The organism is Helicobacter sp. MIT 00-7814, assembly GCF_003364115.1.
Taxonomy (GTDB): Bacteria; Campylobacterota; Campylobacteria; order Campylobacterales; family Helicobacteraceae; genus Helicobacter_F.
On record NZ_NXLL01000037.1, the window covers coordinates 1 to 12,094 of the forward strand.

General features: G+C 42.7%; 14 protein-coding genes. All 14 read left to right on the forward strand.

Going from position 1 to position 12,094, the window contains the following annotated elements; genetic code table 11:
* The first annotated feature begins 79 nt into the window (after positions 1 to 79).
* Positions 80 to 2,296 (forward strand): TonB-dependent receptor domain-containing protein, encoded by a 2,217-nt coding sequence (locus CQA49_RS09005; protein ID WP_115575628.1) that lies wholly within the window; start codon positions 80 to 82, stop codon positions 2,294 to 2,296.
* A 139-nt stretch (positions 2,297 to 2,435) separates the two neighbouring features.
* Entirely contained in the window at positions 2,436 to 2,927 is a 492-nt protein-coding gene (gene greA, locus CQA49_RS09010) for a transcription elongation factor GreA (RefSeq protein ID WP_115575629.1), read from the forward strand.
* Positions 2,928 to 2,936: 9 nt separating this feature from the next.
* Positions 2,937 to 3,389, forward strand: coding sequence for a dUTP diphosphatase (dut, locus tag CQA49_RS09015; protein ID WP_115575630.1), 453 nt, complete (start codon positions 2,937 to 2,939; stop codon positions 3,387 to 3,389).
* Between the two features lie 24 nt (positions 3,390 to 3,413).
* Positions 3,414 to 4,121 (forward strand): hypothetical protein, encoded by a 708-nt coding sequence (locus CQA49_RS09020; RefSeq protein ID WP_115575631.1) that lies wholly within the window; start codon positions 3,414 to 3,416, stop codon positions 4,119 to 4,121.
* 9 nt (positions 4,122 to 4,130) lie between these two features.
* Positions 4,131 to 5,144 carry a plasminogen-binding protein gene (locus tag CQA49_RS09025; RefSeq protein WP_115575632.1) on the forward strand — a complete coding sequence of 338 codons (1,014 nt, stop codon included), beginning with the start codon at positions 4,131 to 4,133 and terminating at the stop codon, positions 5,142 to 5,144.
* Positions 5,144 to 5,794, forward strand: coding sequence for a type III pantothenate kinase (locus CQA49_RS09030; RefSeq protein ID WP_115575633.1), 651 nt, complete (start codon positions 5,144 to 5,146; stop codon positions 5,792 to 5,794). The genes CQA49_RS09025 and CQA49_RS09030 overlap by 1 nt, the downstream gene beginning before the upstream one ends.
* A complete protein-coding gene (hisG, locus tag CQA49_RS09035; RefSeq protein ID WP_115575634.1) occupies positions 5,791 to 6,399 on the forward strand; it encodes an ATP phosphoribosyltransferase in 609 nt (202 codons plus the stop codon). Before CQA49_RS09030 ends, hisG begins: the two co-directional genes overlap by 4 nt.
* Complete coding sequence (locus CQA49_RS09040; RefSeq protein WP_115575635.1) at positions 6,396 to 6,743, forward strand: hypothetical protein; 348 nt, start codon at positions 6,396 to 6,398, stop codon at positions 6,741 to 6,743. Before hisG ends, CQA49_RS09040 begins: the two co-directional genes overlap by 4 nt.
* The gene (locus CQA49_RS09045) at positions 6,727 to 8,505 is read left to right on the forward strand and encodes an autotransporter outer membrane beta-barrel domain-containing protein (RefSeq protein ID WP_115575636.1); all 1,779 of its coding nucleotides are present in this window, start codon (positions 6,727 to 6,729) and stop codon (positions 8,503 to 8,505) included. The genes CQA49_RS09040 and CQA49_RS09045 overlap by 17 nt, the downstream gene beginning before the upstream one ends.
* An 81-nt stretch (positions 8,506 to 8,586) precedes the next feature.
* Entirely contained in the window at positions 8,587 to 9,330 is a 744-nt protein-coding gene (gene fabG / locus CQA49_RS09050) for a 3-oxoacyl-ACP reductase FabG (RefSeq protein ID WP_115575637.1), read from the forward strand.
* A gap of 98 nt (positions 9,331 to 9,428) precedes the next feature.
* Positions 9,429 to 9,662, forward strand: a complete 234-nt coding sequence (gene acpP / locus CQA49_RS09055) for an acyl carrier protein (RefSeq protein ID WP_066387956.1) — start codon at positions 9,429 to 9,431, stop codon at positions 9,660 to 9,662.
* A gap of 54 nt (positions 9,663 to 9,716) precedes the next feature.
* On the forward strand, positions 9,717 to 10,955 hold the full coding sequence (locus CQA49_RS09060) for a beta-ketoacyl-ACP synthase II (protein WP_115575638.1): 1,239 nt from the start codon (positions 9,717 to 9,719) through the stop codon (positions 10,953 to 10,955).
* A gap of 7 nt (positions 10,956 to 10,962) precedes the next feature.
* Positions 10,963 to 11,892 carry an acetyl-CoA carboxylase carboxyl transferase subunit alpha gene (accA, locus tag CQA49_RS09065; protein ID WP_115575639.1) on the forward strand — a complete coding sequence of 310 codons (930 nt, stop codon included), beginning with the start codon at positions 10,963 to 10,965 and terminating at the stop codon, positions 11,890 to 11,892.
* 22 nt (positions 11,893 to 11,914) lie between these two features.
* A partial coding sequence (locus tag CQA49_RS09070; protein WP_147288681.1) for a glycosyltransferase family A protein occupies positions 11,915 to 12,094 on the forward strand: 180 nt, incomplete at its 3' end.

Genomic DNA, 12,094 nt, shown 5'->3' on the forward strand with positions numbered 1-12,094 from the left:
AAAAAAAAAAAAACTACAATTATGCTCTGAAAATCATTCTTAGATTTTCTAAAAAATATTTACGAGGAGCTTTTGAAATATGATACATTTTTCAAAACTGCGCACAAAAGGTGCGTTTTTACTGCCTTTGAGTGTGGCGTTGAGCCTAAGTTTAGCAAATGCTGATGAGTTGAGCCAAAGTAGTGCGAGTCCTGCCAGCACAAGTGCAGAATCTACAGATTCTAAAGTGGAAAATATGGATAAAGTCAAGCTTCAGCGTTCAGTAGTGACAGCTACAGGCTTTAAGCAGGATATCAAGGAAGCGCCGGCGAGCATAAGCATTATTGATAAAGAAGAGATTCTTACGCGTCCAGTGCGAGACCTTGGCGATATGGTGCAAAATGTGCCCGGTGTAGATGTGAGTGTAACCAAAACAGGTGACAATACCATTTCTATGCGTGGTTTGAGCTATAACTATACGCTTATTCTTATTGATGGTAAGCGTCAAAATGTTAATGGCAGTTTTGACCAAAATGGCTTTGGTGGGGCGCATTCTGCGCTTATGCCACCTGTAGAGATGATAGAGCGTATCGAGGTATTGCGTGGGCCTGCTTCTGTGGTGTGGGGGAGTGATGCGATGGGTGGTGTGATAAATATCATCACAAAGAAAAACCCTGATAAATTTACCGGCAATATTATGCTCGAAACACGCTTGCAAGAGGATATGGATACTTGGGGAAATATGTGGGGTGCAAATGGCTATGTGGCGATTCCTTTGGTAAAAGAGCGCTTATCTTTGCAATTGCGCGGAAAATACCAAGATAATGGGGCAAATAAGTTTTTGATACCAGAAGGCTATGCACCAATTAGAAATGGCGTGCAAACGCCTTATAACTACAATAACCCATACACTACACACTCACCTACCGGCTATACGCAGTGGAATGGGGGCGCACGCTTAAACTTTACGCCAAGTGCTAGAAATAACTTTTACCTAGATTATGAATACAACAATCGCGTATCAGGGACACTTAACACCTCTCAAAATAGTATTACATCGTTTAATACTTTTGATAAGCAAAACCTTGTCTTAAACCATGATGGTGACTATGAATTTGCTAAGACAACTACTTATTTGCAATTTATGCAAACGCGCAGAATCCCGCATACTAGTAGCCCTCGGGTAGGTGAAGATTCTGGGGTATTAAATTGGGCAAGTCTTATCCAAAATCGCAATTATGTTTTTGATAGTAAGGCGAGAAAAAGCATAGATTTTGGCGCGGGTGGTTTTTTGGCGTTAAATGCTGGAATCTACTATATGTATGAAACATTTGATAGGAAAGCAACAAATAGGGGTGTGCTTGACCAGCATCAAGCCGCTGTTTATGTAGAGGGTGATTATACGCCGATTGAGTATGTCAGCGTGTCTTTGGGTGCGCGCTATAACTACAGCGATATTTATAAAGGTGCGCCTACACCAAGACTTTTTGTCAATGTCAATCCATTTTCGTGGTGGACGATTAAAGCGGGTGTAGCAGGAGGCTATCTTGTGCCACAAATTGAGTATTTGGGAAGTGGATTTTTGTATGAAGCCACTAACAGAGGCACTACAACAGCATACTATGGGAATCCAAATCTTAAGGCAGAGCGTAGCTGGAATTATGAAATAGGCACGATTTTTGACACCGATATGGGTATGCTTACCTTGACAGCTTTTTACAACGACTTTAATAATAAAGTTTATGCAAATAATACTTTTGGACAAGATACAGCTTTGCCTAATGGTGAAATATGTAATGTCAATACATGTGTATTTTATCAAAATGTAGATAAAGCTTATACACGCGGGATTGAAGCAGGGTTTGTATCAGAAAAATTCTATGGCTTTGGGATAAATGCAAACTATACTTTTGCTGATAGCAAGCAATTATCAGGTGCAAACCAAGGTGACCCGCTTAACTATGTTTCACGCCATAGTGCAAATGTAAGACTTACCTACAAAGCAAATCGTTTCCTTGATGGTTATGTGCGCTGGCAAGGAAAGTTTAAAACGCCAATTTCTCGCACTTCAACTAGCGGACAAGTTCCGGCGGCAAGGGCACTTTATGGTGCATACTATAAGGATTATATGCTTGTAGATTTGGGTGTGAATTATCATATTGTTAAGGGGCTAACGCTAAGTGCGGTAGTAAGCAACCTTTTTGATGTGGATTTTGATAAAATTTTACTTTCGCCCAATGGTGCTTATTATGCCAACCAATATGGTGCTTATATTCCCGGGCGCAACTACTGGATAAGCCTTAAATACGACTTCTAAGGATTCTCTAAATCTCACATTTGGGCAATAATCCACTTTTTGTGGGTTGTTGCTTGATTCTCCCCGCGCTTTTCAACAACTCTTAAACGCATTTTTAGCCTAATTTGTTATGATTACGAAAAATTTTTGGAGAAAAATAATGTCAAAAGAACCAATGACGGAATATGGCTATCAAAAGCTTTGCGCGGAATTAAAGGACTTGCAAGATGTGCAACGCCCGCAAAATGTGAAAGAAATCGATATCGCGCGCTCACATGGAGACTTGAAAGAAAACGCTGAATACCACGCCGCGAGGGAAAAGCAAGCTTTTATAGAATCGCGCATAGCCGAGCTAGGAAACATACTTGCAAACGCGCAAATAATCGATCCTAGCACGCTAGAGCATAAAAAGGTAAGCTTTGGCTCGAGTGTAAAAATCCTCAACCTCGACACCGAAAAAGAATCTAGCTATATCATCGTAGGAAGTTTGGAATCTGATCCGCAAAGAGGCTTCATCTCTATCACTTCGCCTATCGCGCGCAATCTGCTTGGTAAGGAAGCAGGCGAGGAAGTGACTATCAAGCTTCCGAGTGGGGAGAGTGATTTTGAAATCCTTGAAGTGGGCTATAAGCCTTTTAGTTTAGAATCTTAGGGGTTTTGCGTGTTTATAAAGATTAAAAAACTGCATGAAAATGCTATAATCCCGCAGTATCAAACCGCACAATCTGCGGGCTTTGACTTGCATGCGTTGGAATCTAGCGAATTGAAAGCGGGGGAGCGCGCGCTTGTGGCGACAGGGCTTGCTTTTGAGATAGAGGAAGGCTATGAAGTGCAGGTGCGCCCGCGCAGTGGCTTAGCACTCAAAAATGGCATAAGCGTGCTAAACACGCCCGGCACGGTTGATAGCGACTATCGCGGGGAGATTAAAATCATTTTGGTGAATTTTTCAAATGAGGATTTCACCATTAACGCAGGCGATAGAATCGCGCAAGCTGTGGTATCAAAAGTCTATCAGGCGGAATTTGAAATCGTGGAGATTCTAAGTGATACTGAGCGCGGGAGCGGGGGCTTTGGCTCAAGTGGTGTGAAAAAAGAGGGAAATTATCAAAAATAAATCTTACAAATTAAGGATATTGCAATGAGCGTAAAATCGGATTTATCGCAGTTTAAAAGCGCACTTGATACAGATGGGCAGATTTTGGAATCTGCTTTTAGGTTTGAAATTTTTGCACGGCGTCATCGTAAAAAACTCATCGCGCTTGGCGTGATTGTGGCGCTTGGTATCGTGTGTGGGGTGGCGTATAGTTTTATTTCAGAATCTAAGATGCAAAAAGCAAATGTCGCGTATGAGGCGCTTTTGGCGTTGCCAAATGAACTTGATGCGCGCGCGAGTGCGAAGGAATTGCTAGAGACTTTGAAGCAAAATAATAAGGCGCTGTATGAGTTTTACCTTTTCACGCATATCAAAAATGATGGTGCGGTGCTAAGGGAGCTGGCGGATTCTAAAAATGAATTTATCGCTACGATGTCAAGGTATGATTTGGGACAAATGGAGCTTGCAAATGCGTTAGCTTTGGAATCTAAAGGCGCGCAGGATTTAAAAAATGAAGCTTCTAAAAATGAGGATTCTAACGCAAGCGCAGAATCTGCAAATAAAGATATAAGCGCGATTTTTGCTTCGTTAGAATCGTTGAAAAATAAGGATTTGAAAGAATGGCTTTTGTTGCAAGAAGCGGCACTTCTTTTGGAGCAGGGGCGCGTGCAGGAGGCAAAGAGCAAGGCGGCATTTATCGATACGCAATCTAGCCTTAGCACACTTGCAAATATTATCAAGCATTACAAGTAAGGGCGCATGATGAAAACAAAGGCGATTTTTTATGGAATCTGCGCGCTGTGTGCGCTGGTATTTTTAAGCGCGTGCTCGCAAAAGAAATATTTTGAGCCAAAAGATGTGAGTTTGAGCGCGGAGTTTGAGGGCAAGCTTCCAGATTCAATTGAGAGTGCTTCCCGCTATGGCGCGATTTTAGAAAACTTAGAGCTTTTGGAATCTAATGGCGAGATTAATCTAAAATTGCAAAAAAATCAACGCTTTTTAGCGCGTGATGGCGGGCTGTATCTTTTGCAAAATGAGTGTAAAAATCTCGTGTTGCTGAAAAGTGAAAGCAAGAATCTAAGCGAGATTAGCTTTGAGGGTTGCGTAGTGAGCGCAAGTATGAGCGTTTCGCAGAATCTGCTGGCGTTTGTGAGCTCGGAAAATACGCTGTTTTTGTATGATTTGAGAGAAAAAAAAGAGATTTTTAATCAAAAGCTAAGTCCAGCTATTGCGATAAATGCCCTTGCAAGCGCGCCTATTATTACGCAAACGCATGTGATTTTCCCAAGCCTTGATGGGAAGATTCTCATCTTTGATTTGCGCTCAAAAATCATCACGCGCGATATTCTTATCCAAAGTGATAAATTTTTTAACAATATCATTTACTTGTATGCGAAAAGTGATCTCATCATCGCCGCGACGCAAAAGCGCATAAGCACGATTTTGAGCAATGCAAAGAGCTTCAACTATGATGGGGACTTCATCGATATGCTTGTGAGTGAAAATAAAATTTATGTACTAACAAATGATGGCAAGATTTTAGAGCTTGATAGCACGCTTAAACTTTTGCGCGAGCTAAAGCTTGAATACGCGCATTTTAGGGGAATTGTGATAAAGGATAAAAAGCTTTATACCTTAGAATCTGCAAAATATCTCATCGAGCTTGATTTGCAAAGTTTCTTGCCTGTGATTTATAAAGTCAAATTGCCGAGCAAGAAAAATCTTTTCTACACGCAAGATAGCCTTTATTATGATGGGCGTTTTAAGAGGTTTTGATGGTTTTTTGCGATATCGGCAATAGCTATTTGCATTTTTTTTATAAGGGGAGAATCTGGCGAGAATCCCCGCAAAAAATCGCGCCAAAGCGCCAAGATGTGCCGATATTTTATATCAGTGTCAATCCAAAATCCGAGCAAAAGCTTTTAAGCTCTCATAAAAATTGCATTAATTTAGCGCCATATTTTGCGCTTAATACCGCTTATCGTGGCATTGGCATTGATAGAGTGGCGGCGTGTGTGGGTGTGGAAAATGGGCTTATTGTTGATGCAGGAAGCGCGATAACAATTGACATAATGCAAGCAGGCGTGCATTTGGGCGGATTTATATTGCCCGGACTTCGCGCGTATAAGAATCTTTACAAAAGTATCTCACCAGCGCTCGCGCAGGACTTTGACTTAGCCATCGATTTAGACGCATTGCCTCAAAGCACGCGCGCGGCAATTAGCTTTGGGAGCATTAAAAGTATCGTGCTGATGATAAAAGACAGCGCGAAAGAAAAAAAGATTATTTTCACCGGCGGCGATGGGAAGTTTTTCAGCCGTTTTTTTGAGGATAGTATGTTTGATGATACAATTGTTTTTAAAGGAATGCAAAAGGCGTATGAAAATTATCTAGCGCAGAAGGCGCAAAAAGGGGAGGGTGCATGATAACGATCGCATTGCCAAAGGGGCGCATCGCAAAGGAGAGTTTGGAGCTTTTTTCAAAGATTTTTGGCGGGGATTTTGACTTTGAGGATAGGAAGTTGGTGCTAAAAAAAGGGAACTTCACTTTTTTGCTCGTGCGAAGTCAAGATGTGCTAACTTATGTGCATTACAGGGCAGCAGATATTGGCATCGTGGGCTTAGATGTGATTGAAGAATCCCAGCACAATGTGCTAAAACTACTTAATTTGCAGATTGGCAAATGCAAGGTTGTCATCGGCTCTGAAGTGGGGAAAAGCATCGATTACCAAAAGCCACAAATTAAAATCGCTACAAAAATGCCCCATATCACGCATAAATATTTTTCTAAAAAGGCAATTCCGATTGAAATTATAAAGCTGTATGGGAGCATCGAGCTCGCGCCGCTTGTGGGCTTAAGCGATGGCATTGTGGATATTGTAGAGACCGGAAGCACGATGAAGCAAAATAATCTCAAAATCGATGAAGTGATTATGGAATCTTCAGCCTATCTTATCGCAAATCAAAATAGCTTTTATCAAAAGCAAGAGGAGATTCTCTCTTTGAGCGAGCGTTTGGGCGCGCTTGTATGAGGATTTTTAAACTTTGTCTTTGCGCTCTTTTGGCGCAGAGTGCGACATTTGGCGAGTGGATAATGTTTAGTGATTCAAAGGATACTTATATTTATAATAACCAAAGCGGGGAGTTTTTCATCCGCCATAAAATGGGCGGGGAAAATTACGAGGATTTGTTTGTGCGTATGCCACGGGGCGCGTATCCAAACGAAGTAAGGAAAGATTCTAAAACGCCTAGCGTGCTTTCGCCCAAAAATCCGCAAGTTGATAAAGCTGAAAAAGATGACAAAGAGCTAGAGCAGCGCAAGCTTGACGCGTTGAAAAAATCCCAAGAAGTATTAAATAATGCGCTGGAGTTTTAGGCTTTTTGCGCTGTTGCAAATAGGCTTGATATGCGTTTGTGGCGCTGATAGGACGATTTTAGAAGGGCAGAGTGAGAGCTTTAGCGGAGATTATAGTAACGATAGCACTTCAAGCTTGACTTTGGGTGAGCGCGCGAGTTTTGCCATAAGTGGCGCGTTTGATAATCAAGGGAATATAAGCTTAGATTCTGGTGCGCGCATTGCCGTTGATGGCGCATTTATGCATAATGGGAATCTTAGCTTTTCGCTCACGCAAAATAATAGCTTTGGCGCTATAAGCGCGCAGAGTGTGAGCTTTGGCACAAATGCGAAAATCACGCTTGCCCCAAGTGCCGTGCTTTTTGGGAAAAGTCCTTATGCGCTGATAACTTCTATCGAGCCTATGGCGCAAGCACCCCAAGATCTCATAAGTTTTGAATCTACCTCGCCTTACGCGCAGTATATTACCTTAACGCAGGTGCAGGAGGCAAACTCTTTGGGTGTAGGCTTTGCGCTTAGCTCTCTTGCGAAATCTCAAAGTTCGCAGGAGATTTTAAATGCGCTCAATAAGCAAGAAATCGCGCAAAGTCTGCAAACTTACGAGCCAAACGCGCTTAGGCTGTTTGACTTTTTGAAAAACACTAATGAAATTTATGGCGTGAGCACGCTAAGCGCGTTGCTTTCAAACAATGCGCTTGAAAATGGCAAAATCATCGTGGATTCTCTTAAAACAAGTGCGCGGGATTTGCGCGCGCTTAGTCAGTATGACGCGCTTATGTTGCATTGGAGCGTGCCGGATATGAGTATGCAGCTACGCTCAAGAATGGGCGACAATCAAAAAAGCGCAAGCTTTGCCTCGCTTGTGGTGGGGAATGCTAGCTTTGGCGGGAGAGAGCAGAGCCTTTTTGGGTTTAATGCCGGAGTTGATAGGAAATTTTTAGATTCTCTTTTGCTTGGGGCGTTTGTGGGCTATACAAGTGGCGGCGATGATTATAGAATCCTTAATCGCACAAGCAGTCAAAATCTTGTCTTTGGCGCGTATGGGAGGCTTTATAGCGCGCATAATGAGCTGGATTTTTTGCTGTATGGGGGTGCGGGCTTAAATAAATCCTTGCGAAATTTTGTGCTTTTTAATCGCGCGGATTCTCAAAGTAGCACTTCCGCGCCTTTCATCGCTGGTATGAAACTGCGCTATGGCTATGCGTTTGATTTTACCTTAGCACGCACAAAGCATATTTTTAAGCCCTTGCTTGGAATCCACGCGTATTATTACGAGCGCGATTCTTTTGATGAAAAGGGAAATCTGCCTTTTCATATAGGCGCTGAAAGCCTCTTTTTTCAAACACTAGAGGCGGGTTTTGAATACAAAATCTCACTTGCTAAAAATACGCGAGAATCAATGCAAAATGTAGCGCAAAATTTGACACAGGATTTGGCACAGAATTTGACTCCGGGCTTAAATAGCGCGCCTTTAGAATCTGCTAAGGCTCAAAATCCGCAAAGCTTTTTGTTTCTTGCTTCAAGTATTGAATGGCTTTTAGATTCTAAGCAAAATGTCTTTAGCACGCAACTTGCAGGTTCAAATATCACGCTAAATGTTGAAAATCCTGCCTTGCCAAAGGGATTTGTAAATTTTCTTATAGGTGGGGAATTAGCCTACAAAAAGCGCTTAAGTTTCCGCGTAAATGCCCGCTATAAAACCGCGCTATATCCGCAAGAATCCTTGCTTGCAAATATGCTAAATTTTGAGGCAAGCGTGAAATTTGGCTTTAGCTCTTATTAATGGAGTTTGGCTTAGATTTTACCTTTTAAGGATTTTTCGCTACACTTGCAAATTTTTAATTTAAATTTTAAAGGAAAGCAAATGACTTTTAGCGGTAAAAATGTCCTTGTTACAGGAGCGAGTAAGAGTATAGGTGCGGAAATCGTGCGTGTGCTGGCTAAGCTTGGATTGAAAGTGTGGATTAACTATAGAAGTAAGCCAGAGCTTGCTGATGCTTTGCAGAAAGAAATACAGCAAAATGGCGGGCAGGCGGCAGTTATTGCCTTTGATGCGACAGATGAAGAGGCATTTGTGGGCGCAATTAAGGCGATTGTGGAAAGTGATGGCGGGCTAAGCTATCTTGTGAATAACGCTGGAATCACAAATGATAAGCTTGCTATTAGAATGAGCACGGAGGATTTTATGAGCGTGGTTGATGCGAATTTGAAATCCGCATTCATTGGCTCTAGAGAATCTCTCAAAGCTATGAGCAAACAACGCTTTGGCTCTGTGGTAAATATCGCCTCAATCATCGGTGAGCGCGGAAATGCAGGGCAGAGTAACTACGCAGCGAGCAAAGGCGGAATGATAGCGATGACAAAGAGTTTCGCTTATGAAGGCGCGCCACGCAATGTGCGCTTTAACTGCATTACACCGGGCTTTATAAGCACTGATATGACAGAATCGCTCAAAGATGAGATTAAAGAAAATTATGTCAAAAACATTCCGCTTGCGCGCTTTGGCGAGGCAAAAGAAGTGGCAAATGTCGTGGCATTCCTCTTAAGCGATGAATCAAGCTACATCACAGGCGAAGTAATCAAAGTCAATGGCGGACTTTACATGTAAGCTTTTTGCAAGTTTTATGCAAACTTTAAGCTTATTTTTGTTTTTCTTTATTATAATTACGCCTTATCAAAAAATAAACCTAACAAAAAGGAGAGATTATGGCGCTGTTTGATGATGTCAAAGCGGTAATTGTAGAGCAACTTAGCGTAAGTGCTGATGAGGTAAAGTTGGAATCTAACTTTATCGATGATTTGAATGCAGATTCTCTTGATGTAGTCGAGATGATTATGGCATTAGAAGAAAAGTTCGGTATTGAGATACCAGATCAAGATGCAGAGGGCATCAAAACCGTTAAAGATGTTGTTGATTACATCGAAAAACACAAAAAATAACCTCGCAGATTCCCACTTTTGGGGATCTTTATAAAAATCTTTCAAGGAGAATATGTGCGTCGAGTGGTAGTAACAGGATTAGGAATGATTAATTCGTTGGGACTTAATAGAGGCGATTCTTTTAAAGCTATAGTCGATGGTAAATGTGGGATTAAAAGAATTTCTTTATTCGATGCGGAGAATTTCCCCGTAAAGATTGCAGGCGAGATTGAAGGGTTTAACCCCGAAGAGGTGATGGATCCAAAAGAAGTCAAAAAAGCCGAGCGCTTCATACAGCTAGGCTTGAAAGCCTCTAAAGAAGCGTTGCTTGATTGCGGATTATTACAAAGTGATGGTAAAGTGGGCGAGGCGCTCGCTGATAATTTTGGCGTAAGCTGTGGCTCGGGCATTGGCGGGCTTGGGAATATTGAGCGCAACTCAATTGTTTGCTTTGAAAAAGGTCCGCGCAGAATCAGCCCATTTTTCATTCCTTCAGCGCTTGTCAATATGCTAGGGGGCTTTACTTCTATCGAGTTTGGGATTAAAGGACCAAATCTTGCGAGCGTTACAGCTTGCGCGGCTGGCACACACGCGATTATCGAGGCAGCAAAAAGCATTATGGTAAATGAAGTGGATAAAATGCTTGTGATTGCTTCAGAATCTGCTATTTGCCCGGTTGGAATCGGTGGCTTTGCCGCAATGAAAGCGCTTTGCGATAGAAATGATGAACCACAAGCCGCGTCACGCCCATTTGATAAAGATAGAAGCGGTTTTGTGATGGGTGAGGGCGCAGGCGCACTTATTTTAGAAGAGTATGAGAGCGCAAAAGCGCGCGGTGCGAAAATCTATGCAGAATTAGTCGGCTTTGGTGAAAGTGGCGATGCAAACCACATCACCACGCCCGCACCCGGCGGCGAAGGCGCGTTACGCGCGATGAAAGCAGCACTCAAAATGGCAAATACAAAAATCGACTATGTCAATGCGCACGGCACAAGCACAGCATATAATGATCTCTTTGAGACAATGGCACTTAAAGCAGTCTTTGGCTCAAAAGATTCTGTCCCGCCGGTAAGCTCGACAAAAGGGCAAATCGGGCATTGTCTCGGTGCCGCGGGTGGCTTAGAGGCGGTTATTTCTATTATGGCGATGCAAGAAGGCGTCTTGCCTCCTACAATCAACTATCAAACGCCTGACCCAGAATGCGACTTGGATTATATCCCAAATGTCGCTAGAGAGGCTAAAGTAAATGCTGTAATGAGCAATTCTTTTGGCTTTGGCGGGACAAATGGCGTTGTAATTTTTAAAAGGCTATAAGCAGGCGATGGCGACTTACTTAGATTTCGAGCAAAAGCTTAAAAGCATTCAAGATGATATAGAATCTGCCACAATCAGAGGTGACACCCACGCTCAAGAGATTCTCCAAAAAGCCTTGCAAAAAGAAATCGCGCAAGTCTATAGTGGTATGAGCGACTATCAAAAGCTCCAGCTCGCACGCCACCCAGATCGCCCGTATGCGATGGATTATATCGATCTTATTTTGAAAGATAAATACGAAATTTGTGGCGATAGGCATTTCCACGATGATAAGGCGATCGTGTGCTTTATTGGCAAGATTGGCGAGCAGAGCGCGGTAGTTATCGGCGAGGAAAAGGGGCGCGGGACAAAAAATAAGCTTATGCGAAATTTTGGTATGCCTCACCCTGAAGGTTATAGAAAGGCTTTGCGTGCTGCGAAGCTGGCTGAAAAGTTTAATCTCCCTTTGCTTATGCTTGTGGATACTTCTGGCGCATATCCGGGTATTGGCGCGGAAGAGCGCGGGCAAAGCGAAGCGATTGCGAAGAATCTGCAAGAGTTTGCCGCACTCAAAACGCCCACGATTTCTATCGTCATTGGCGAAGGTGGGAGCGGAGGCGCGCTAGCCATCGGCGTGGCTGATAGACTAGCGATGATGCAGTATTCTATTTTTAGCGTTATCTCGCCGGAAGGCTGTGCAGCGATTTTATGGAATGATCCTAGCAAGCTAGAAACTGCGACAAAAGCGCTCAAAATCACACCCGATGAGCTTAAAAAGCTCGGTCTCATAGATTCTATTATCCAAGAGCCAAGCATTGGCGCGCACCGCGATAAACACAATGCTGCGAAAGCTATTGAAGAATACTTCCTCAATGAGCTTGAAGAGATAAAGCATGATGAGTCCTATCTCAACAAGCGCTATGAAAAACTTATGCGCTATGGTGTCTTTGGCGGATAAGGCTTAGTAACTAAGGTTTTTAATGAATCAAGAATCTCAAAATCCCCTCAAACCAAATCCCAAACCCACCCCCCAACCCGCCTCAAAAAAAGTCGGCGTCATTATCCCCATCTACAATGTAGAACAATACTTAAGAGAATGCCTAGATTCTGTAATTAATCAAACTTATAAGAATCTAGAAGTAATCTTAGTCAATGATGGA